Source organism: Streptomyces sp. NPDC029152 (genome assembly GCF_055564355.1).
The window spans coordinates 30,145-52,864 of record NZ_JBVHWR010000015.1 but is presented as its reverse complement, the minus strand read 5'-3'; the positions used below and the strand labels follow the sequence as shown (position 1 = coordinate 52,864).

The window sequence follows — 22,720 nt, the reverse complement described above, 5'->3', positions numbered from 1 at the left end:
CCGCGGAGGGGTCCCCGGCGGGCCGGCCGCACAGTGGCGACCGCGTCACCGCCCGGCGCGCGCGTGGGGGTCCGCGACCCCGCGGTGCCGTGCCCCGCCGTGCTCGGCGTCGCTCCCGCACCCCGCTTCCCGGCGGTCGCTCCCCCCGCGCCGTACGCGTCACCGCCGGAGCGGCCGTGGCCGTCCACCGGCTGGACGAGCGCGGGGACGGCCACGCCGGGTCCGGCACCCGCCCGGCCGTCCCCGCAGCCGGTGCCGTGGGCCGGGCCGTGGTGTCCGGCGGGACGGGGCTCCCGCTCGCCGCCGGGCAGTCCGTCCCCGCCGTCCCCGCCGTCCCGGCCGGCACCGCGCCGGACGCCCCCGCGGTCCTGCCCGTCCGGCTGCGCGCGCCGGGGCCGGCGGCTTCCTCGCCGGTTTCCTCACGTCCCCGGCGTCCCGGGGCCGACACGGCCGGCGCACGGCCCCGGGGCTCCCCGGGCACGCGCCCCGGAGCATGGCGGCGAGGATGGCCAGGGGGAGGGAACACACAGGTCGAGGGCGGGTCCGTGCCCCTCGGCGCCCCGTCCCGCGGCCGGCCAGGGCCACAGGACGGCGGCACGGCGGCCGCCGAATGAGACGTGCCACGGCCCTGCGCGTCTGCGCGGGCGGCTCCGGCGGGTAGGTTCCTACGGCCCGCGCCCCCAGGGAAGGGGCCGACGGGCAGCCAGTGACCGCGGACATGCCGTCACATTTCCCTCCGAGGGGAGAACACGAGACATGGCTTCACGTGAATCCGCGCACCACCCACCACGGCGCATCGGCGTGGTGGCCGAGTCCGCCGCCGGGGAGACGCGTGTCGCGGCGACTCCCGCGACGGTCCGTCAACTGCTCGGCCTCGATTACGAGGTCGTGGTGGAGGCGGGGGCCGGCGCGGCCTCCGGCTTCGGCGACCGGTCCTACCTCGACGCCGGCGCCGAGATCGGCGAGGCCTGGAGCGCGGACGTCGTCCTGAAGGTCGCCTCCCCCTCCGGAGAGGAGGTCGCCCGGCTGCGGCGGGGCGCCGTCCTGGTCGCCCTGCTGGCCCCGGCACAGCACCCCGAACTGCTGCGGGCGCTGGCCGGTGCCGGGGTCACCGCGCTGGCGCTGGACGCGGTGCCGCGCATCTCGCGGGCGCAGTCGATGGACGTGCTGTCGTCGATGGCGAACATCGCCGGGTACCGGGCGGTCATCGAGGCCGCGCACGTCTTCGGCCGGTTCTTCACCGGCCAGGTCACCGCGGCGGGCAAGGTGCCGCCGGCGAAGGTGCTCGTGGCCGGCGTGGGCGTGGCCGGTCTGGCGGCGATCGGCGCCGCCTCCAGCCTCGGCGCGATCGTCCGGGCCACCGACCCGCGGCCCGAGGTCGCGGACCAGGTCGCGTCGCTCGGCGGTGAGTACCTCCCGGTGGACGTCGCCCAGGAGACGAGCGCCGACGGGTACGCCAAGGCGACCTCCGCCGACTACGACCGCGCCGCCGCAGAGCTCTACCACGAGCAGGCCCGGGACGTGGACGTCGTGATCACCACCGCGCTGATCCCGGGCCGGCCGGCACCGCGCCTGCTGACGGCCGGGGACGTGGCCGTCATGAAGCCGGGCAGCGTCATCGTCGACATGGCCGCGGCACAGGGCGGGAACGTCGAGGGCACCGTGCCGGGGCGCGCGGTGGTCACCGACAACGGCGTCACCCTCATCGGCTACACCGACCTCGCCTCCCGGCTGCCGGCCCAGGCCTCGCAGCTGTTCGGCACCAACCTGCTGAACCTGCTGAGACTGCTCACGCCCGGCAGGGACGGGCAGCCGGTGATCGACTTCGACGACGTCGTGCAACGGGCCGTGACCGTGGTGCGGGACGGGGAGGTCACGTGGCCGCCGCCGCCCGTGGCGGTCTCGGCCGCGCCGGCCGCGCGGCCCGCCGCCGAGCCCGCCCCGCCCGAGCCCCGACGGCCGAGGCCGTCGCCCGCGGGGCGCCTCGGCGTGCTCGGGCTCGGCATGCTCGCGCTGTTCCTGCTCGTGGCCTTCGCCCCGGCCCAACTCGCCGAGAACCTGACCGTGTTCGCCCTGGCGGTGGTGATCGGCTACTACGTCATCGGCAAGGTGCACCACGCGCTGCACACACCGCTGATGTCGGTGACCAACGCGATCTCCGGAATCGTCGTGATCGGCGCCCTGCTGCAGATCGGGCACGAGAGCAGGATCGTCACCGCGCTGTCCTTCGCGGCGATCCTGCTGGCGAGCATCAACATCTTCGGAGGTTTCGCCGTCACCCGCCGCATGCTGTCCATGTTCTCGAAAGGCTGAGCCCGGATGACCTCCCTGACGGCCTCTCACGCGGCCGACCTGGTCGCCGCCCTGCTGTTCATCCTCAGCCTGGCCGGCCTGTCCCAGCACCGCACCTCCCGCGCCGGCGTCGTCCACGGCATCGCCGGCATGGCCCTCGCCCTGGTCGCCACGGTCGTGGTGGCGGCGCAGAGCATCACCGCCGGGGCGGTGGCCCTGATCGTGCTGGCGACGGCGCTCGGCGCTGCCGTCGGCCTGTGGCGGGCCCGCCGCGTCGAGATGACGCAGATGCCCGAACTCATCGCGGTGCTGCACAGCTTCGTCGGCCTCGCCGCGGTGCTGGTGGGCTGGAACAGCTACCTGGAGGTGGAGGCGCACGGCGCGGCGCAGACCCGGATCGGCGCCGGCCTGCTGGGCATCCACCACGCCGAGGTGTTCATCGGCGTCTTCATCGGCGCCGTCACCTTCACCGGATCGGTCGTCGCCTTCCTGAAGCTCTCGGCGCGCATCGCGTCCCGCCCGCTGATGCTGCCGGGCAAGAACGCGCTGAACGTCGGCGCCCTCGGCGCCTTCGTCGCGCTGACCGTCTGGTTCACGATCAGCCCGAACCTCCCCCTGATGATCGCGGTCACCGTGCTGGCGCTGGCCCTCGGCTGGCACCTGGTCGCCTCGATCGGCGGCGGCGACATGCCCGTCGTCGTCTCCATGCTGAACAGCTACTCGGGCTGGGCGGCGGCCGCGGCGGGCTTCCTGCTCGACAACGACCTGCTCATCGTCACGGGCGCGCTGGTCGGCTCCTCCGGTGCCTACCTGTCCTACATCATGTGCAAGGCGATGAACCGGTCCTTCCTCTCCGTCATCGCGGGCGGCTTCGGCATCGAGGCGCCGTCCGGGCGCGAGGGGGAGCAGGGCGAGTACCGCGAGGTGCGGGCCGCGGAGGCGGCCGAACTGCTCGCCCGGGCCCGCTCGGTGATCATCACCCCCGGGTACGGCATGGCCGTCGCCCAGGCCCAGCACCCCGTCGCGGAACTGACGCGGCGGCTGCGCGAGCGGGGCATCGAGGTCCGCTTCGGCGTCCACCCCGTCGCGGGACGCCTGCCGGGGCACATGAACGTCCTGCTGGCCGAGGCCAAGGTGCCCTACGACATCGTCCTGGAACTGGACGAGATCAACGACGACTTCGCGGCCACCTCGGTCGTGCTGGTCATCGGCGCCAACGACACCGTCAACCCGGCCGCGGTCGAGGACCCGACCGGTCCGATCGCCGGCATGCCGGTGCTGCGGGTCTGGGAGGCGGAACAGGTCATCGTCTTCAAGCGCTCCATGGCCTCCGGCTACGCGGGCGTGCAGAACCCGCTCTTCTTCCGCGAGAACAGCGGCATGCTCTTCGGCGACGCCAAGCAGAGCGTCGAGGAGATCCTGCGCGCGCTCGGCACGCACGACGGCCGCGGACCGGCCGGGGGCACGCGACGGGCCGCGCCGGCCCGCCGGTGACACGGCCGCGAAGACGGGCGGCCACCGGTCCGGCCGGCGGCCGCCCGCGCCGCGCCGCCCGGCGCCGGGACACGCCCCCCGAACCGGCGCGGCCCCCACCCCGGGGGGACGACGCCGAAGAGGGCCGGTGGCCTCGGCCGCCCCTTCCGCACCGGGGCGGCGGCGGGCACCGGCCCGGGGGACGAACCACTGCCGGAGCGTTACGCCGAACGGCCGGAACGGTGCGTGCCCTCGCCGGTGATCGGGCATCCATGTCCCGTCCCGGACACACCGGCCCGCCACCGGATTCCCCTCAGGAGCCACGCATGGAACCAGGCGCCACCGCGCGAAACTGCCCGTTCGACTATGCCGAAGCCCTTGAGTTCGACCCCATGCTCCGACGCCTGATGACGGAGGCGCCCGTCTCCCGCATCCGGCTGCCCCACGGCGAGGGCGACGCATGGCTCGTCACCGGCTACGACGACGTGCGCACGGTGACCACGGACCGGCGTTTCAGCCGTCGCGCCGTCGTCGGCCGGAACTTTCCGCGCATGACTCCTGAACCCATCGTTCAGGACGAGGCGATCAACGTGATGGACCCGCCGGCCAGCAGCCGCCTGCGCAGCCTGATCTCCAAGGGTTTCGCGCCGCGTCACATGGAACGCATGCGGGTCCGCACCCAGCACGTCGTGAACGAACTGCTCGACCGGATGGCGGAGCGCGGTTCCCCCGCGGACCTCGTCGAGCACCTGGCCGACCCCCTGCCCCTGGCCACCATCTGCGAGGTCCTCGACATCCCCGAGGCCGACCGGGCCCGACTGCGCTCCCACGCCCGGACCATGATGGACACCGGCGTCGACAACCGGGACGACGCCGTACGGGCCAAGGCCGATCTCCGCGCCTACTTCCACACGTTGACCCGGCACCGGCGCGAGAACCCCGGTGACGACCTGATCAGCGCGCTGGCCACGGCCCGCGACGGGGACGAACTCCTCGACGACCAGGAGCTGGCCGTCATGGCCATGGTCCTCCTCATCACCGGGCAGGACACCACCACCTACCAGATCGGGAACATCGCCTACACCCTGCTCACCCGCCCCGAAGAGCTCGCCATGCTGCGCGCCGACCCGGGGATGCTCCCGCAGGCCATCGAGGAACTGCTGCGCTTCATCCCCTTCCGCAAAGGCGTCGGTATCCCCCGCGTCGCCATGGAGGACGTGACGTTGAGCGGGGTGAAGATCAAGGCGGGGGACATCGTGCACGTCTCCTATCTGACGGCCAACCGTGACGGACGGAAGTTCGACCGGCCCGACGAGCTGGACCTCGAACGCTCCGGTCCGTCTCACATGACCTTCGGCTGGGGCGGGCACCACTGTCTGGGTGCCCCGCTCGCCACCACCGAACTCCAGGTCGCGATGGGAACCCTCCTGGAGCGCTTCCCCGGCCTGGAACTGGCGAAGCCGGCCGAGGAGGTGCGCTGGAACAGGACGTCCATCTGGCGCTATCCGCTCGCGCTGCCCGTCACCTGGTGACCGCGGCTCCCTCCGGTCGCGCACGCGTTCCGTGCGCCTAGGCACTTCCCCGGGGCCTCGGCCCCCTAGCTGCGCCCCGCCGCTGAACACGCGTCCGGCGGGGCGCGGGAGGCTTTGGGGAGCGAACCGTCGACTCGACCGGCCGGGAACAGGAACGTCATCGGCGGTGTGCCGGCAGGAGGGCCACGGCCCGCTGTGCACCGGGCCCTCCCGCCGGACGCTCCGCTGACATGCGGCCCTCACCCTCCCGTCGTAACGTGGATCAGACGGCTGACCAGGCCGTGGCGGATCACCCTCCGTCCGAACGGTGAGAACTCAGTCTTCGACGGTCCATCCCGGCCGCGCCCGCGCCAGGGACATCGAATCCGGCAACGGAGCCCGCCTGCGGTTCGTTTCGCACCGTTTCCGTGTGGACGGATCCCTGCGGCTACCACCGGAAGACGACCTGCCCCCGTCCGGTCACGGCCCGGCCGTGTGGACCACGTCCACTGGGAGGCATTCCATGGCGGTTCTCTGCAAGCCGGCGATCGAAGTGCCCGAGTACGTCATCACCAACGAGGAAACACTCGAACTGGCGCAACGGCTGCACGGCGACCATCCGCAGCTCGAACTGGCCCTCAAGCTCATCGAACACACGGGCGTGCAGAAGCGGCACCTGATCCAGCCCATAGAGAAGGTGCTGCAGCACCCGGGCGTGGACGCCCGCAGCGCCACCTACGAGGAGCACACCAAGGCCCGCGTGCCGGCCGTGGTGCGCCGGGCCCTCGCCCAGGCGGAACTGGAACCGCAGCAGATCGACATGATCATCTACGTGTCCTGCACCGGCTTCATGATGCCTCCGCCGACCGCATGGCTCATCGACACGATGGGCTTCCGGCCGGAGACCCGGCAGCTGCCCATCGCCCAACTCGGCTGTGCGGCGGGTGGCGCGGCCATCAACCGGGCGCACGACTTCTGCACGGCGTACCCCGACGCCAACGCGCTCGTCGTCGCCTGCGAGTTCTGCTCGCTGTGCTACCAGCCCACCGACCTCGGCGTGGGGTCCCTGCTGTCCAACGGCCTGTTCGGCGACGGGATCGCCGCGGCCGTGGTCCGGGGCGACGGCGGCACGGGAGTCCGCCTGGAACGCAACGGCTCGTACGTCATCCCGGGCACCGAGGAGTGGATCTCCTACGCGGTCCGCTCCACAGGCTTCCACTTCCAGCTCGACAAGCGCGTGCCCGGGACCATGGAGCCACTCGCCCCGGCCCTGCAGGCCGTCGCGGAACAGCACCAGTGGAACGCCGGCAAGATGGACTTCTACATCATCCACGCGGGCGGTCCGCGCATCCTGGACGACCTGAGCCTCTTCCTCGACGTGCCGTCCGAAGCGTTCCGCTTCAGCCGCGCCACCCTCACCGAGTACGGCAACATAGCCAGCGCGGTGGTACTCGACGCCCTGGCCCGCATGTTCGACGAGGGATCGGCCCTCGAGGGCCACCGCGGCCTCATGGCCGGCTTCGGGCCCGGCATCACCGCCGAGATCGCGCTGGGCACCTGGACCTCGGAGTCCGAATCCTGACGCCCGCCGGCCGGGGGACGCGCCTCGTCACCACGGCGCGGCATCGGCGGGGACCCGGCCCGGACGACGCCCTCGGCGGCCGTCCCCAGGGGGCCGCCGAGGGCGGGCCGGCGGCTTCGGCGGGCAGGCACCCCGGGCGCCGCCGGGCGCCGCCCGGCGGATCGGCGGCACGGTGGGTGCTGGTCTGCCCGCGGTCGTGATCGAACGCTTACGGGGAAGGCACGTTGGGCGGGAACGGGCACCAGGCCGGGACAGCCATGACCGGGCAGGTCCGGCAACCCGACGACGCCGGCACGGACATGGACGGCACCGGCGAGGACGACCTCGCCGACGGCAGTGCGGACAGGGCGTCCACCGGTGGTCTCCCGACGCGCACGGCGTCCGCCTTCCGTGGAGGCGGTGCCGCGATCGCGGTGGCCGCGCTCCTCGCTCTCGCCGCGGGCTGTGGATCGAGCACCGGCGAAGCGGCCGGCGGCCCCACGAGCCACCCGGTGAGGGACACCAGCATCAGTGCCGAGCCGGGCGAGCGCTTCGCGCTCACCGTCGACCGGAACGCCTCCACCCGCGAGTACTGGTACCTGGTCGGCCCCGAGCCCGACAGCGCGGTGCTGGTCAGCCGCGGCCAGGAGTACGCGTCGAACTCCGGTGACGACCCGGAACCCGGCGCCGGCGGCCGGCTCACCTTCACCTTCGAGACCAAGGGCAAGGGGACCACCCGGTTCACCCTGCTGCACTGCACCTTCACCACCTGCCGGGGCAACGCCTCCACCCGGCCCCCCGAGACGACCGGCCCCTCCGCCACCCCCTCCCAGGCCCCCGAGCGCATCACCTACACCGTCACCGTCGGCTGAGCCGCGGCGGACCGCCCCGGAGCCGAGCCGGGCCCGGCCGCCTTCCCCGCCGAACGGAGGGGTGACCGGTCCCACGGCGCGTTGCCACGTCCCGTGGTAGTGTCATGCGTTTGCGTGGTCGTCGCGGTGGGCGCTTTTGCACGTTCGGTTCCGCTCGTGCGCGGGCTGTTCCGTCCTGCCGGGCCTTCCTCGGTACGTTCCCCCCTGCGGAAGGCTGTTCATGAAGCATCCCGATGACCCCGACATCGCTCACGGCGACCCCGCCCGGCCCGGTGCCGCGGCCCCGGCCCGGGCCGTCTCCTTCGCCGGTCTCGGACTGCCGGCGGAGGTGCTGCGGACACTGAGCGGGCTGGGGGTGCGCGAACCCTTCCCGATCCAGGCCGCCACACTGCCCGACGCCCTTCGGGGCCGCGACGTCCTGGGACGCGGTCGCACCGGATCGGGCAAGACGCTCGCCTTCGGCCTGCCGCTGCTGACCCGTACGGCAGGGCGGCGCGCCGAATCGAGACAGCCCCTCGCCCTGGTCCTCGTACCCACCCGGGAGCTGGCCCAGCAGGTCGCCCAGGCGCTGGCGCCGTACGCCGAGGCGCTGCGGCTGCGGATGGCCACGGTCGTCGGCGGCATGCCGATCGGCCGGCAGGTGGCCGCGCTGCGCGAGGGGGCCGAGGTGGTCGTCGCCACCCCCGGTCGCCTGCACGACCTGATCGAGCGCAACGCCTGCCGCCTGGGACGGGTGAGGATCACCGTGCTGGACGAGGCCGACCAGATGTGCGACCTGGGATTCCTGCCGCAGGTCGTCGACGCGCTCGACCAGGTGCGCCCCGACGGACAGCGGATGCTGTTCTCGGCCACCCTGGACCGCGACGTCGATCAGCTGGTCAGCCGCTACCTCCACGACCCCGTCGCCCACTCGGTCGACCCGTCCGCGGGCACGGTCGCGACGATGGAGCACCACGTCCTGGTCGTCCACGGCCCCGACCGCTATGCCGTCACCACGGAGATCGCCGCCCGCGACGGCCGCGTCCTGCTGTTCCTCGACACCAAGCACGCCGTCGACCAGCTCACCCGGCACCTGCGGGCCAGCGGGGTCCACGCCGGGGCCCTGCACGGCGGCAAGTCCCAGCCGCAGCGCACGCGGACCCTGGCGCAGTTCAAGAACGGCGGGATCACCGCCCTGGTGGCGACCGACGTCGCGGCGCGCGGCCTGCACGTCGACGACCTCGACCTCGTGGTCAACGTCGACCCGCCCACCGACCCCAAGGACTACGTGCACCGGGCCGGCCGCACCGCCCGCGCCGGCGGGTCCGGCAGCGTGGTCACGCTCGTGCTGTCGGGCCGGCGCCGCGAGACGAGCCAGATGCTGGCCGCGGCCGGCATCGAGCCGACCGTCACCAAGGTGCGCTCGGGCGAGGCGGAGCTGAGCCGGATCACCGGCGCCAAGGCTCCCTCCGGCGTCCCGCTCGACGGCGGGCCCGCCGTCCCCCGTCCCAAGAACGGCAACGCGCCCTTCCGCGGCCTCGGCACCAGCAAGGACCCCTCCCGCGGCGCCGGCGGCAAGTCCCGGAAGGCCGGCGAGGCCCGCAAGCTCGCCGAGGCCCGCAGGGCCGCCCTCGTGCGCCGCAACGGCTGAGAGGGGCCGCCCCCGCGGTGAGCACCCCGACCACGGGATCGACGGCCCCCGGCCCGGGCCCGGAACCGTCCTGTTCACCTCCCCGCCGGTGCCCGGCATGACAAGCTGTCCCTGCCCACCCCCCCCGGACCCAGGAGGTCACCATGACCGCAGAACCCGTATCGACGGAAGGTTCGGAGCCGGCCGACCCCGAGACGTCCCCGCCGGCGCCGGACGGCGACGGCGACCTCAAGCGCAAGTTCCGCGAAGCGCTGGCCCGCAAGCGCGGTGCGCAGGCGGACGCCGCCGACGGTGCCGCCGGCCCCGGCGCGTCGAAGGTGCGCGCGGCGCACGGCCCGGCCGCGGGCCGCAGGTCGTTCAGGCGCAAGAGCGGCGGCTGAGCCGGGGGCCCGCATCCCACCCGCCCGCTCCGTGCGGTGGCCCGCGACGCGCGTACTTCCGTGTGCGTCGCGGGCGAGGCGCGTCCCGGCCAGGACGCCCGGCCGTCGGCATCGTACGAGCGGCCAGGAGGCGGCCGGCGGCCCGCCAGGGTTCCGGCTCCTGTCGGAACCGGAACCGTGGCATGCCGTCAGCGCTGCAGCGTCAGCAGACCCGGACGGTAGGGCAGCAGACCGTAGTCGCCGCCGGAGGCGGGGCTGCGTCCCTGGTAGAGCAACTGCAGATTGCAGGGATCGACGGTCATGGTCTGGTCGGGGCTGGTGCGGATCAGCTCGCCGTGGCTGATGTCGTTGGTCCAGGTGGCGCCGCTGTTGGCCTTGCCGGCGAAGGGGTTGCTCTCGGTCGCGGCCTGGGGCGTCCACGAGCCGTTCAGACTGGTGGCCGTGAACGAGCGGAAGTACCGGCCCTGCGAGCCGATCGCCTCGACGATCATGAGGTAGCGGTTCTGGCCCTGCAGCTTGTAGACCTGCGGAGCTTCGAACAGGTTGTTCGTCGTATCGCTCATGATCACTGTCGAGGTGGAGCCGAAGCTGCCCGGGAAGTTCCCGATCGGCATGCTGGCCCGGTAGATCTTGCCGTTGTCGCCGGCGAAGAACAGGTACATGTTCGTGCCGTCACCGATGAGCGTCTGGTCGATGGGTCCCGTTCCGGAGCCGGAGATGCTTCCGGAGAAGAGGACCTGCTCGGACGACCAGCCGTTCGGGTTGGTGGGGTCGCTCGACGTCCGGTAGGAGAAGGCGGTCCCGCCCCACTGGTAGGCGAGCACCCAGATGTTCTTCGGCGCGAAGTAGAAGAGCGTGGGCGCGACGGCCGAGTTGGACATCGTGTTCTGACTGGCCGAGGCCATCTGCGACCAGTCGGTGAACGGGCCGAAGTTCATCGAACCCCACCTCGTCCCCGTGTCGTGTGTGGTCGCGTAGACGAGCTGTCTGCCGTTGTAGGGGGCGACGGTGAAGTCCTTGAGCGAGACCCACCCCTGCTTGGGCTGCGCCAGCGCGCCCGTCGATGTCCAGCGGTAGCTCGACGGAAGAGCGCACGAGCCGGGGGTGTCGGCGCCGACCTTGACGAGCCGCCACTGCTGGTTGGTGCCGCCCCAGTCGTCGTACTGGACGATGTTCGCGTTGTCGGCGGTGGAGGCGCCCTGCACTTCGAGGGCCTTGTTGCTGTGGCGCGAGATGAGCCTCACGTAGCCGTCCGAGCTGTCGGCCAGCCGCCACTGCTGGTTGGTGGCGTTCAGGTCGGACCACTGGACGATCGAGCCGCCGTTCGCGCTGGACCAGTTGTAGACGTCCAGCACCTTGCCCGAGTGACGGGACTTGATGCGGTAGTAGCCGTCCCCGGAATCGACGAACTGCCACTGCTGCTGAGTCTGGTCGTTCCTGGTCCACTGGGTGATGCGGGCGCCGTCGCCGGTCGCCATGTTGTAGACGTCGAGGGCTTTGCCGCTGTTGCGGTTGACCAGCACGTACGAGGCGTCGGGGTCCACGGTCGCGGCCTCGGCGGGCTGGGCGCCGAGGAAGGCGGCCACCAGCAGCAGGGGAGCGAGGACGCCGAGTAAGCGTCTTGGCCGGACCGGGGACGGGTGGTGGAACCACATCGGAGGGCCTCCTTGGGGGCGGGGGTGGGGCGCCGCCGACGAACCGCGGGGCGGCAGCCGCGCCGGAAGGGCGGGGACGGATTCGAAAGTTTCGACGTGATCCCGGTTCTGTGACGCCACAAGCTAGGAAGGCGGGGCCCTCCGGTCAAGGCCTGTCGCTGATCTGTCCGCAAACAGTCCCTCCCTCCGGGCGCGGCGATCCCTTGTGCCGGCCGCGTACCCGCAGGTGGTGTGCGGTACGGCTCGCCGGTCCGGGGATCCGCCCGCCTCGACGCGGTATCGAAACTTTCGAACCAGAGTCGGAAACTTCTGCTGTCACGAGGGTTGACGAGTCACCGTCAACCCCTCGACCATTCTGTCTGGTAACCCGACCGTAGGACGAGATTTCGAACCACACTGGTCCCGGGCGGATTGTGCCGCACCCGCAGAGCCGCGCACAGCCGTACGACGGATCCGCACACCGAAGCACCTGCGCCACCCCGTTTTCCGTTCCGGTGAGGCCTGCACCGGCGCGTCCCGCCCCTCCCTGAGGCAGGAGAGGCGCGCGGCGCCGCGTGACGGCCTCCCGGCTGAGCCGCGATGGAGCACCCCGTGCCTGTGTCGGAAGACCGCTGCCGCCCGGCGTACGCCACTCGGCGGCCGACCGGGCCCGTCCGTGCCGGTCGAGAACCTCCCGGGACTCATGACCGCGGTGTCCGGTGATCCCGTCATCCCTACCTTGGAGGCACAGCCATGGGCCCTCACGCCCTTCCCAGACCCGATGTCCGACGGAAGATCCGCGTTCTGCTGCCGACGCTGGTCGCCGGAGCCCTCGGCGTGGCCGCCGCACTGGCCGCGCCGCCGCCCGCGCAGGCCGCCGAGAGCACGCTGGGCGCCGCGGCGGCGCAGAGCGGCCGCTACTTCGGCACCGCCATCGCCGCGAACAGGCTGAGCGACTCGACGTACGCGACGATCGCGGCCCGTGAGTTCAGCTCGGTGACGGCCGAGAACGAGATGAAGATCGACGCCACCGAACCGCAGCGGGGCCAGTTCAACTTCACCGCCGCCGACCGCGTTTACAACTGGGCGGCGCAGAACGGCAAGCAGGTGCGCGGCCACACCCTGGCCTGGCACTCCCAGCAGCCCAGCTGGATGCAGAGCCTCAGCGGCGGCGCGCTGCGCCAGGCGATGATCGACCACATCAACGGCGTGATGGGCCACTACAAGGGCAAGATCGCGCAGTGGGACGTCGTGAACGAGGCCTTCGCCGACGGCAGTTCGGGTGCCCGGCGCGACTCCAACCTGCAGCGCACCGGCAACGACTGGATCGAGGTCGCCTTCCGCACCGCGCGCGCCGCCGATCCGTCCGCCAAGCTCTGCTACAACGACTACAACGTCGAGAACTGGACCTGGGCCAAGACCCAGGCCATGTACGCCATGGTGCGGGACTTCAAGCAGCGCGGCGTGCCGATCGACTGCGTCGGCTTCCAGTCGCACTTCAACAGCGGCAGCCCCTACAACAGCAACTTCCGCACTACGCTGCAGAACTTCGCCGCCCTCGGCGTCGACGTGGCCATCACCGAACTCGACATCCAGGGCGCCCCGGCCTCGACCTACGCCAACGTGGTCAACGACTGCCTGGCCGTCTCGCGCTGCCTCGGCATCACCGTCTGGGGCGTGCGCGACAGCGACTCCTGGCGGTCGGGGGACACGCCGCTGCTGTTCAACAACGACGGCAGCAAGAAGCCCGCCTACACCGCGGTCCTCAACGCGCTCAACGGCGGCTCCACCACACCGCCGCCCGCGGACGGCACCACGCTCAAGGGCGTCGGTTCGGGCCGCTGCCTGGACGTGCCGAGCAGCAGCACCACCGACGGCACCCAGCTCCAGCTGTGGGACTGCCACAACGGCACCAACCAGCAGTGGACGTACACCGACGCCGGTGAGCTCAGGGTCTACGGCAACAAGTGCCTGGACGCCGCCGGCACCGGCAACGGCGCCAAGGTGCAGATCTACAGCTGCTGGGGCGGCGACAACCAGAAGTGGCGCCTCAACTCCGACGGATCCGTCGTCGGCGTCCAGTCCGGCCTCTGCCTCGACGCCGTCGGGGGCGGCACCGCCAACGGCACCCCGATCCAGCTCTACTCCTGCTCGAACGGCACCAACCAACGCTGGACCCGCGTCTGACCAGGGCTGCGCGAAGGCATCGCTGACGATCGTGTGGGCCGCCGCCGTGACGGCGGCCCACACGATCGACACGGCCCGGTGGAGGCGTCACGCCGGCCCGGCCCCGCGGGGGCGCGGGCAGACGTCCTCCTCCTCGGAACGAACGATGTTCCTCGCGGTCCTCTGGTCCGACGCGCGCCGCGATGTGCGGTGAAGACCGCCCTCGACCTGTACGAAACGGGCAGAGAGCCGTCTTCCAGGAGTCCCGGGAGGGCCAGCCGGCATCCCTGGCCGCCGTCGACGGCGTATACCGTGCCGCCGACGGCGAGCAGGAGCACGGCTGCTGCGCGCTCGACCAGGGAGTGCGACGGTGTCAGGGAGGCGGTGCCGTTCATCCGCTCAGTGCGAGAGAGCCGCCGGCCACGTGCTGGACGAAGGTGAGGGGATCGGTTGTCCCGGCTTCCTCTCGGAAGGGAGGTGGTCGAGGGCCGCAGGGCGGGGGCAGGAGCATCGCACTGGGCTCCGAAGAGCCGAGTACACACAAGAGGCTTCTGTAAGTCCGTGTACAACGTCAATGCGCTCCCTTCTGGGTTGCGGATTGCGGCCCGTGTACGCTGGGGATATGACGGACAATGCCGCTTCATCGGTCGGCCCTCTTGTCACCGGTTCCGAGATCGCTCGGTTGGCGGGGGTCACCCGGGCCGCTGTCTCCAACTGGCGTCGGCGCTACGACGACTTCCCGGCGCCGGCGGGAGGTGCCGCGAACAGTCCGCTCTACGCGCTCGCCGAGGTCCAGGCCTGGCTGGACGAGCAGCGCAAAGGCCAAGAGGTGTCACCCGAGGTCGAACTGTGGCAGGCCATGCGGGCCGCGTACGGGGAGCAGATGGTCACGGGACTTGCCGGAGTGGCCGGAATGCTGGCCGGAGAGCATGAGCTGGTGCTGCCGGACGACATCGCCACCCGTGTGCGGAGGCTCGCCCGGAGCGAAGGGTCCGTCGACCTCCTGAACGGGCTGACGGAACGTTTCACGGATTCCGCCCGGCGTGCGGGATCGGACCAGGTGACCTCCGAACGCGTGGTGCGTGCAGTGCGTCACTTCGCTCCTGAACTACCGGCCAATGCCACGGTTTTCGATCCCGCATGCGGGATCGGGGTGCTCCTCCTGTCCGTTGCGGCCCAAGAGGGAACGCGTTGCCGCGGTCAGGAGGCGGATGCTGACAGTGCTCGTTTCGCGCAACTCCGCGCCGGCCTCCTGGGGCGCTCGGGTGTGCGCATCGTGGCAGGTGATTCCCTGCGTGCGGACGAATGGCCGGACCTCAAGGCGGACCTGGTCGTCTGCGACCCGCCGGCCGGCGTGACCGAGTGGGGGCGGGAGGAACTGCTGCTCGACTCGCGCTGGGAACTCGGCACCCCCTCCAAGGCCGAAGGGGAGCTCGCGTGGCTCCAGCACGCCTACGCGCATACCGGGCCCGGCGGCCAGGTCATCATGGTCATGCCGGCCTCGGTCGCCTACCGGAAAGCCGGCCGCCGCATCCGGGCGGAACTCGTACGCCGAGGCATCGTGCGCCAGGTGGTCGCCCTGCCGCCGGGGACGGCGACCTCTCATGCCCTACCCGTCCATCTGTGGTGTCTGCGACGCCCCGAGGGCGCGGGAGCCGCAGACACGCACCACACCGTGCGCCTGGTCGACCTGACCGACAACAGCCCCGACGGGAGCCTGGAACCGCGCCCCGACCAGGTCACCGACGTGCCGCTGATCGAGCTCCTCGACGACACCGTCGACCTGACTCCTGGCAGTCACCTACGGGCACGGCACAGGGACTATCCCGGTGAATACGCCGCCCTGCGCGAGGAGCTGGAAGAGAAGGTCCGTCAGCTCGCCGTGCTCCTGCCTGAGCTCGTGCCGGGCGGCGGGCCGGGTTCCCTGGACGGCGCCGCCACCAGCGTCGCGGATCTCGCCCGCGCCGGACTGGTCACGTACGAGGGCTCGGAACCGGTCTCGGCCAGCGAGCAGCTCGACACGGACTACCTGCGGGGGTTCCTGCGCAGCTCCGTCAACGCCCGCCGGTCCACCAGCACCAGTGGGACCTACCGTCTCGACGGCAGGGGTGCACGCGTCCCCAGCATGGGCATCGACGATCAGCGTCGGTACGGCTCTGCTTTCCGGGCCCTGTCCGCGTTCGAGGAGGGAATGCGCAAGGTCGACGAGTTGAGCCGGCAGCTTGCCGAAGTCGCCCGCGACGGCCTCGCCACGGGTGCCCTGTCTCCGGAGGAATGAAGCTCCGCCCTCTTGAAGTGGCTGGTCAGCGGGGTGGTGTGCCCCCGTTTCGGGGTGCTCGTGCTGGTCGCGGGCGGCAGTCTGTGGTGTGGATCGTCTGGCAGGGCGGTCTTGCCGATGAGTTCACCGTCCTCGAACGGTCCACCCAGCGACACGACCGTTCTCGACAGGAGTGCCATGTCCACCGTCCAGCCAGTGATCTTGACTGCCGACCACGACGTCCTGCTCGGCTTCTACACGAAGTTGTTCGGCGCCGAGGAGATCTTCCGGGTACCGGAGGAAGGCCCGGTGTTCTACCTCGGCTTGCGCATCGGCGACACCGACCTCGGGCTGGTGGCCAAGGCGAACCCGGGGGACCGGGAGGCGTCGCGGATCCTGCTCGGCATCGGTGTCGACGACGTCGAGGAGACGCTCGGTCGGGTGGAGGCGCTGGGCGGCTCGGTCCGCGGCGGCCCCAACGACATGCCGTGGGGACAGCGCGTCGTCCACATCCAGGACCCGGACGGCAACCCTGTGAATCTCACCCAGCCGATCCCGGCTCAGTGACGCTGTTCCAGGTGCTTGTGCTGGTCGCGGGCTGCCTGCGGTGGAGATCATTTGCCAGTAGTGGCCTCGACGTTCGCCAGGACGAGCAGCGCGCGAAGCAGGTGGGTGGCGCGGGCGGGGCCGGTGCGGAGTTTGGTGAGGATCCGCCAGTTCTGCAGGTGGGCAAAGCCGCGTTCGACGGGGGCGCGTCCGGCGGCGAACACTCGGTTGGCCCCCTTCTCTGCGGGTGTGAGCTTGCGGGCGCGGGTGGCCTTGAAACCGGTGACGACCACGGGATCGTCCCCGTCGTCGTCCAGGCCGACAAAGCCCAGGTCGGCCAGGGCGCCGAGGCCGGCAGCACGCAGGTGGGCCAGGATGCGGTCGTGGCGGGCGGCGGTGATGTCGTGGGTGCGGCCGGGCCGGGCGGCCGCTCGACCGGGCGGGCACCCGGACGCACCGTGGAGCGCTGCCGGGTCGGGGACTCCTGCCGGACATCGGCCGTCGCCGCACGTAGACGCCCCTCCTCCAGTCAGGACGCGGAGTTGAGCACCTTCTTGAACACCGGAAGTTCTTCCCGCTGATTCCTGGTCTCGCTGGGCGGCGCCTCGGCCACCTGGGACCAGGCCGGCGAGTACAGGCCGGTCGCCTCGGCCACCGCGTATCTCTCCACGGCCCGCTGAAGGTCCAAGAGGATGTGGTTGAGGTTCCGGTGGAGGCGGGCGACGTCCATGGCGGTGCGCACGGGGCGGCCCGTGGTCCTGCGGCGGAAGTCCGTCTGCCGGCTCGAGCCGCCGCTGAGACGTACCCGGTTCCGCATCGAACCATCCCCCAACCAGTGACACGCTGTGCGGCTCGTCCGCGGTCCGGACGAGAGGACCGTTCCCCGTGACCGGCCCCCGCATGGTCAAGCAACGCTGGAACCGTAGAAGGGTGCGTTGGCACTGTCAACAGAGTTATGCTGGCAGTAGTTCGACCTTCACGGTTTCCGGCCACTACGCGGGCTCCGGCCGTCGTCCTCGTGCCGACCCGCACCGATCCGCTGCGTCGGGAGGCGGTCGATGCGGAGCGAGTGACACATGGCGCCGTGATTCGGCTATACCGTTCTCCTGGGACGTCAACCGCGGGCTGACGTGGGGATGAGTTGGGGGGACGATGATCGACTACCGCAAGGCGACGAATGTTCCGGTCTGGACGCTGGCGACACGTGATGTCCAGGTGCCGGCGGTGTTCGAGGACGGGCCGATGACGGCGGAGCGGCTGGATGAACTCCGGGGAGTACTGGCCGCGTTGGCCGACCAGCCGATCGCCACACTTGAGGCGCACCCGCTGCCCGACAAGCTCGACCGCGGCCGGGGCATCCCGCTCGATGCCGCCAGCCCCCTGGCGCAGCACCTGTCGCAGCTCATCACCGAGTCGGCGAAGACTTCCGCCACGGCCGCCAAGGCGACGGCCTCCGGCGAGACCCTGTATCGCATGGTGATCCCGGCGAAGGTCGCCGCCGAGTGGGGGCAGGGCCTCGTGCGCCCGATGGTGCCGAAGGGATCGACCGGCGAGATCTACGGCACCTTCGTGCGAACGACGACGGGCCAGATCGTCGCCAATCCGAAGCTCGTGCCGGTCACGGGAGCGGCGGCGGCGGGCACGGTCGGCGGTGCCGGCGCGACCGCCGGAGCCGCGGCCGCGGGTGGCACGGTGCTCACCGTGGCCGCTCCGCTCGTGCTCATGGCGGTGGCCGTCGGGGTCAGCGCGCACGCCGACCGCAAGCGGCAGCAGGCCATCGAGCACATCACGGACCTGCTGGAGCAGCTCCAGGCCGACAAGCTCGACGACGAGCACAGCGCACTCAACGGCTGCCGTCCCGCCATCGACAAGGCCACGGCCGTCCTGCTCGACCAGGGCAAGCTCGGTGTCTCGCTGGGACTCGACTCGGCGGTGCACGCCATCGACACGGCACTGAGCAAGGCCGACATCCGGCTGGCCCGTTGGCGGAGCGCGCTCGACAAGCTGCCCGCCGGCGAGCCCGTCGAGATCGGCACGCTGACCGAGGCGTTCCCCGGCGTGGAGGAACAGGGCGGCACGTTCCGCACCCACCTCGAACTGGCGTCGCTGGCGATCGCGTTGAAGCGGCGCGTCAACGTCCTCCAGGCGGTCGAGCGGGCCCAGAGCGAGCCCGACAACCTGTTCGAGAACTTCGCCCGTGCCCTCAAGGACGACGAGCGGCGTCTCGACGAGCTGGAGTCGGGCATCGCCGGTGTGCTGGTGCGTCTGTCGGCGCTGGAGCTGGCGCGCCCGAACAGTAAGCGCCCCGTTCTCACCACGGGTGAGGTCGACCGGCTCCTGCGCGCGGCGTACCAGCTCCGCCGCCTGGGCGACGGCGTCGCGGTCAACGGCCGCCCGACGGACGTGGCCATCGAGATCGCCCGCGACCGGGACGGTTCGGTGGTCGTGTTCCCCGCGCTGCCCGCGGAGGCGTAGGCGCGCGGAAGGGGCGGCGGTTCCTTGCCGTCGCGCAGGTGACGGACGTCGTGGTGCGGCCCGCTGACGGGTGCCGCACCACCAAGTCCCTCCGTGTGTGCGCCTTCGTCAGTCGGCCGAGGATTTGGAGAGCTGCGGAGCCTGGTCCAGGGTTCCGGTCCGCTCCGGGCTCTGGGCGGGTGTGGGGACCCGGTCCGCGGTGGAGGGAGCGGCGAAGACCTCGTCGAGGGTGGTCGCGTCGATGGCGCGGTCGAACCAGAGATCCAGGACCGGCATGTCCGTGCAGGTGGTGACGCGCTGCCGGGTCTCTTCCGTCAGCGGGAGGCCGCGGCGCTCCAGCAGGCGCAGCAGTTGCTCGGCCTTACCGGCCGCACGTCCTTCCTCGCGTCCTTCTTCCTGTCCTGCGAGACGGGCGTCGCCCACGATGGTGCCCTGCCTCGGGGTGAAGAGGGTCTTCATCAGGTTCCTCCAGATCTTCCGGGCGTGTTCGCTGCCCAGGCCGTCCTCGATCAGTCCCGCCAGGTCGTCCCGCGCCTCGCGGTCCGTGTCCTGGGCCAGTGCCTCGCCCACCGCTGTCAGTATGCCCTCGATGTCCGGGTCCTTGCTGTGGATCCACAGGGAGAACGCGGCGAAGTCGAGGTCTCCAGCGGCCTCCTGAACCCCACTCACACGCGGGACGCTGCCCGGTCCCAGCACATGGGGAACCGTCATCTGGGTGGGGCGCCCGACGCCGGTGCTCAGCGGTCTGGCCGCCCATGCCTCCGTCGCCGTGTCCACGCACAGGACCAGCAGGACGACCTCCAGCTTGTACCGGTCACGCAGGTAGGCGACGTAGTACGGCCATGAGGTCTCCTTCTTCGGCTCGACGCCGTTCTGTGCCTCGAGCAGCAGGATGAACGGATCACCCCCGTCGGGACGGATCACCCGCAGCACGGTGTCCATGTGCCGGGTGAACATCTTCGGGGCGCCGGAGGCGTCCGTCGGGAGGGGTTCGGTGGTGACATCGGGCGGGATGTCGAGTCCCAGGAGGTCCAGCGCACGGTTCAGCGCTTTCGGACGTCCCGGCAGAAAGCCGTGCAGGGTGTCGTGACTTACGTTGGGCATGATCGGAACCTATGCGTGGATCGGGAACGTTCTTTTGCCTTTGGGCTGTGATCACCCGTTGGGTTGAACCGCCTGGACCTGGCACCGTGGTGGTGCGGACAGCACCGCCCGGACGGTCTTGCCGCCGGGCGGGTAGGGGACCGTGTCCCAGCGGTCGGCGAGGGCGGTGACGAGGGTCAGGCCGCGGCCGCCGGTGAGGAGGGGGTCGGGTGCGGTGTCCGTGAGGAGGGGGAGCGGGGGGAGGTCTCCGCGGGCGTCGCTGACCTCGATGCGGAGGCGGCCGGTGGCCGGGTCGAGGACGAGCGTCAGCCGGAAGCAGCGGCCGGGCACGCGGCCGTGGAGGACGGCGTTGGCGGCCAGCTCCGCGACGACGAGTTCGGCGCGCTCCGTCAGGTCCTGCGGGACGTCCCATGACCGCAGTTCGGTCACGGCCAGCAGCCGGGCGAGCCGGGCGCCGCGCCGGGTGGAGGACAGCAGTTGCGTGAAGGTGCTGACAGGGGCGCCGACTTGGGGTGTCGCGTGGTTCATGACGCCAGAGTGGCGGCCGGGAGCGGGCGGAGGCGAGTGCCGCGCCCCGTACGCGGAGTGAGCGTACGGAGACGGGCAGGAGTCGGTGCGCGCCGGGTGCTCTACGCGCAGGGGCACGGCAGTTCGGGGGCCGCGCGGTTCGGGGAGCACGTGACCACCGCCAGGGAGAGGTACGAGGGGCGTTCGAGGTAGTGGCCGTACGACGCGTCGGCGCCCGAGCGCAGGCGTTCGGCGGCGGCGTCCACCAGGCGGGCCAGGCGCGCGGTGTCCCGGTCGGCCTCCGACGCGAACCGGGGCGCGTACTCCGCCAGTCGCTCACCGAGCCAGGCCGCCGCCTCCTTCGCCTCGTCCCAGGTGCCCCGCACCAGTGAGCGGGGCTTGACGAGCCAGTACGCCGTCTCCAGGGGCGGGAGGTCCGACGTGGCGAACTCCGCGGCCACCTGGCGGTAGCGCTCGATCAGTTCCGGCCTGCTCCCGGCCGGCGGCGGCTCGGGGTGCGGGGGCCGCCGCAGGGCCTCGTCGTCGAAGCGCGCCTTCGGGCCGGTCCAGAGGTAGGCGTGGTGGTGCACGTGCTGCTCCCGTTTCGAGGAGCGCCGGCGGCCGGACGCGGGGAGGGACCCGGTCCGGCCGGCGGCGGGGAGGGGAGGGGGGAGGGTCAGGCGCCGAGGCCGAAGCGCGCCGGGTCGATGCCGGCCGCGTCCAGTTCCTCGGTGGTGAACCGCAGCGGCTGCGCGTCCGGCCGCTTGCTGTCGCCCAGCGCCCAGGCGTCCTCGCCGATCCGGGCCAGGGTCACGCACCCCTCGGTGCAGGGGCCGCCGCACGCCTTCGTGAACGAGGCCCCGCTGATGTCGAGCGCGTAGAGGTTGGTTCCGTTCCGCATGACTGCACCTTCCAGCTCGTCCGACGCGGCCGGGTCCGGCCGCTGCCGCCCGTGGTGGGCGGGAGTGCACGGGAGGGGAGACGGCCGTCCGGGTGTTTCCGCAGGTGAGCGGCGTACGCGGACGGTTTCTCCTGGCTCTCCGTGACCTCAGGGTGGCGGTCGGACGGGAGCGGAGACGAGTGTGGCACCTCGTACGCTGAGTCAGCGTACGGACACGAAGAGTGGACGGTACGTCTGATGATCCGCCAGCCTGGAGGTGGGCGCGGGCGGCGTGAGGAGCCGTCGTGGTGCGCGGCACGCAGGAGAGGAAAGGGGCGGCGGATGGACGTGGTCGGGGTCGAGGGGGAGGCGGCCGGGAGCGCCGGCGCACGGGCGGTTCCGGCGGGGGAGTGGGAGCGGGAACCGCATCCGTCGGACAGCCTGCGGACGTTCGGCGCCGTCGTCCAGGCGTTGCGCGAGCACGCGGGACTCAGCCGGGCCGACCTCGGCGCCCAGGTCCGGTACTCGAAACACACGGTCGAGTCGGTGGAGTTGGGGCGCAGGATGCCGGACGAGGCGTTCGTGGAGCGGGCGGAGGAGGCCCTCGGCAACACGGGTGCGCTGCGGAAGGCCGCGCGGCATCTGACGCGGGGGGAGGCGGGGCTGGCGGCGTGGTTCCGGCGGTGGGCGCGGCTGGAGCGGGAGGCGGTGAGCCTGTGCACGTACGAGTGCCGGTTGGTGCCGGGGTTGTTGCAGTCGGAGGCGTACGCGCGGGCGGTGTTCGACAACAGCATCCCGCTGCTGACCGACGAACAGACGGAGGCACAGGTCACGGCTCGAATGGAACGGCAGGCGATGATGCGGGAGCGGCCGACCGTGCCGTTCGGCTTCATCGTGGAGGAGTCGGTCTTCCGGCGCGGGCTGGGTGGGTCGCAGGTCCAGGCGAACATGCTGGACCATGTGCTTGAGCTGACCGCGCCGCGCAACGTGACGCTTCAAGTGGTGCCGGTGGAGTTGGAGTTCCACGGGTGCCTGGACGGGCCTATGCGGATTTTGGAAACCCCGGAGGGGCGGCGCCTCGGGTACTCCGAAGGGCAGCAGAACGGACGGCTGATCTCCGACGCGAAAGAGATGAGTCTGCTCTGTCGACGCTATGACACACTGCGCTCGCAGGCCCTCAACCCCAAGGAATCCCGGGCCCTGCTGGAGCGACTGCGAGGAGAGCTATGAGCAGCGGTACGTCGGAACTCGCCTGGTTCAAGTCCAGCTACAGCGGTACCCAGGGAGACGACTGTGTGGAGATCGCGATCGCCGAACAGGCCGTCCACGTACGGGACTCCAAGGACGTGACCCGCCCGTCCTTCGCCGTCGGCCGCGAAGGCTGGGGGCGGTTCGTACGGTTCGCGTCGGAGCGCTGAGCGACTTGGGGGCG

Annotated in this window: 20 protein-coding genes; 13 read left to right on the top strand and 7 right to left on the bottom strand. The window is 71.6% G+C overall.

Translation table 11 applies throughout. From position 1 onward, the window contains the following. Positions 1-756 precede the first annotated feature (756 nt). The 7 genes from ACZ4V6_RS27595 (at position 757) to ACZ4V6_RS27565 (ending at position 9,719) form a co-directional block, all read left to right on the top strand. Complete coding sequence (locus ACZ4V6_RS27595; protein WP_467832593.1) at positions 757-2,313, top strand: Re/Si-specific NAD(P)(+) transhydrogenase subunit alpha; 1,557 nt, start codon at positions 757-759, stop codon at positions 2,311-2,313. A gap of 6 nt (positions 2,314-2,319) precedes the next feature. Beyond that, complete coding sequence (gene pntB / locus ACZ4V6_RS27590) at positions 2,320-3,786, top strand: Re/Si-specific NAD(P)(+) transhydrogenase subunit beta (RefSeq protein WP_467832590.1); 1,467 nt, start codon at positions 2,320-2,322, stop codon at positions 3,784-3,786. Positions 3,787-4,091: 305 nt separating this feature from the next. After that, positions 4,092-5,297, top strand: coding sequence for a cytochrome P450 (locus ACZ4V6_RS27585; RefSeq protein ID WP_467832586.1), 1,206 nt, complete (start codon positions 4,092-4,094; stop codon positions 5,295-5,297). Positions 5,298-5,799: 502 nt separating this feature from the next. Further along, positions 5,800-6,858: a type III polyketide synthase gene (locus ACZ4V6_RS27580; RefSeq protein ID WP_467832580.1), complete on the top strand. Its 1,059-nt coding sequence runs from the start codon at positions 5,800-5,802 to the stop codon at positions 6,856-6,858. 257 nt (positions 6,859-7,115) lie between these two features. After that, a complete protein-coding gene (locus tag ACZ4V6_RS27575; RefSeq protein WP_467832576.1) occupies positions 7,116-7,709 on the top strand; it encodes a protease inhibitor I42 family protein in 594 nt (197 codons plus the stop codon). Positions 7,710-7,929: 220 nt separating this feature from the next. Then, positions 7,930-9,339, top strand: a complete 1,410-nt coding sequence (locus tag ACZ4V6_RS27570) for a DEAD/DEAH box helicase (RefSeq protein ID WP_467832574.1) — start codon at positions 7,930-7,932, stop codon at positions 9,337-9,339. Positions 9,340-9,482: 143 nt separating this feature from the next. Continuing rightward, positions 9,483-9,719, top strand: a complete 237-nt coding sequence (locus ACZ4V6_RS27565) for a DUF5302 domain-containing protein (protein ID WP_467832571.1) — start codon at positions 9,483-9,485, stop codon at positions 9,717-9,719. Between the two features lie 188 nt (positions 9,720-9,907). Here ACZ4V6_RS27565 and ACZ4V6_RS27560 read toward each other — a convergent pair whose 3' ends face one another. Continuing rightward, on the bottom strand, positions 9,908-11,374 hold the full coding sequence (locus tag ACZ4V6_RS27560; protein WP_467832569.1) for a non-reducing end alpha-L-arabinofuranosidase family hydrolase: 1,467 nt from the start codon (positions 11,372-11,374) through the stop codon (positions 9,908-9,910). 732 nt (positions 11,375-12,106) lie between these two features. Here ACZ4V6_RS27560 and ACZ4V6_RS27555 point away from each other — a divergent pair. The 3 genes from ACZ4V6_RS27555 to ACZ4V6_RS27545 all read left to right on the top strand — a co-directional run bounded on the left by ACZ4V6_RS27555 (position 12,107) and on the right by ACZ4V6_RS27545 (position 16,343). Continuing rightward, on the top strand, positions 12,107-13,540 hold the full coding sequence (locus ACZ4V6_RS27555; protein WP_467832567.1) for an endo-1,4-beta-xylanase: 1,434 nt from the start codon (positions 12,107-12,109) through the stop codon (positions 13,538-13,540). A gap of 601 nt (positions 13,541-14,141) precedes the next feature. Then, positions 14,142-15,797 (top strand): N-6 DNA methylase, encoded by a 1,656-nt coding sequence (locus tag ACZ4V6_RS27550; RefSeq protein WP_467832565.1) that lies wholly within the window; start codon positions 14,142-14,144, stop codon positions 15,795-15,797. A gap of 177 nt (positions 15,798-15,974) precedes the next feature. After that, complete coding sequence (locus ACZ4V6_RS27545) at positions 15,975-16,343, top strand: VOC family protein (RefSeq protein ID WP_467832561.1); 369 nt, start codon at positions 15,975-15,977, stop codon at positions 16,341-16,343. A 47-nt stretch (positions 16,344-16,390) separates the two neighbouring features. Here the strand turns inward: ACZ4V6_RS27545 and ACZ4V6_RS27540 are convergent, their stop codons facing one another. Next, positions 16,391-16,855, bottom strand: coding sequence for a transposase family protein (locus ACZ4V6_RS27540; RefSeq protein ID WP_467832832.1), 465 nt, complete (start codon positions 16,853-16,855; stop codon positions 16,391-16,393). Further along, positions 16,852-17,139 (bottom strand): hypothetical protein, encoded by a 288-nt coding sequence (locus ACZ4V6_RS27535; protein ID WP_467832847.1) that lies wholly within the window; start codon positions 17,137-17,139, stop codon positions 16,852-16,854. Before ACZ4V6_RS27535 ends, ACZ4V6_RS27540 begins: the two co-directional genes overlap by 4 nt. A gap of 335 nt (positions 17,140-17,474) precedes the next feature. On the opposite strand from ACZ4V6_RS27535, the gene ACZ4V6_RS27530 reads away from it, so the two are divergent. Continuing rightward, positions 17,475-18,797: a hypothetical protein gene (locus tag ACZ4V6_RS27530; protein ID WP_467832559.1), complete on the top strand. Its 1,323-nt coding sequence runs from the start codon at positions 17,475-17,477 to the stop codon at positions 18,795-18,797. 108 nt (positions 18,798-18,905) lie between these two features. Here ACZ4V6_RS27530 and ACZ4V6_RS27525 read toward each other — a convergent pair whose 3' ends face one another. From ACZ4V6_RS27525 to ACZ4V6_RS27510, 4 genes are all read right to left on the bottom strand, one after another. After that, complete coding sequence (locus ACZ4V6_RS27525; RefSeq protein WP_467832557.1) at positions 18,906-19,901, bottom strand: hypothetical protein; 996 nt, start codon at positions 19,899-19,901, stop codon at positions 18,906-18,908. 51 nt (positions 19,902-19,952) lie between these two features. Continuing rightward, positions 19,953-20,429 (bottom strand): ATP-binding protein, encoded by a 477-nt coding sequence (locus ACZ4V6_RS27520; RefSeq protein WP_467832556.1) that lies wholly within the window; start codon positions 20,427-20,429, stop codon positions 19,953-19,955. A gap of 101 nt (positions 20,430-20,530) precedes the next feature. Next, positions 20,531-20,998 (bottom strand): hypothetical protein, encoded by a 468-nt coding sequence (locus ACZ4V6_RS27515; RefSeq protein WP_467832554.1) that lies wholly within the window; start codon positions 20,996-20,998, stop codon positions 20,531-20,533. A gap of 86 nt (positions 20,999-21,084) precedes the next feature. Then, positions 21,085-21,309 (bottom strand): DUF397 domain-containing protein, encoded by a 225-nt coding sequence (locus ACZ4V6_RS27510; protein ID WP_109541727.1) that lies wholly within the window; start codon positions 21,307-21,309, stop codon positions 21,085-21,087. A 321-nt stretch (positions 21,310-21,630) separates the two neighbouring features. Between ACZ4V6_RS27510 and ACZ4V6_RS27505 the strand changes: the two genes are divergently transcribed. Together ACZ4V6_RS27505 and ACZ4V6_RS27500 are read left to right on the top strand one after the other, a co-directional pair. Then, complete coding sequence (locus tag ACZ4V6_RS27505) at positions 21,631-22,518, top strand: helix-turn-helix domain-containing protein (RefSeq protein WP_467832552.1); 888 nt, start codon at positions 21,631-21,633, stop codon at positions 22,516-22,518. Beyond that, positions 22,515-22,706 carry a DUF397 domain-containing protein gene (locus ACZ4V6_RS27500; RefSeq protein WP_467832550.1) on the top strand — a complete coding sequence of 64 codons (192 nt, stop codon included), beginning with the start codon at positions 22,515-22,517 and terminating at the stop codon, positions 22,704-22,706. The genes ACZ4V6_RS27505 and ACZ4V6_RS27500 overlap by 4 nt, the downstream gene beginning before the upstream one ends. Positions 22,707-22,720: the final 14 nt, after the last annotated feature.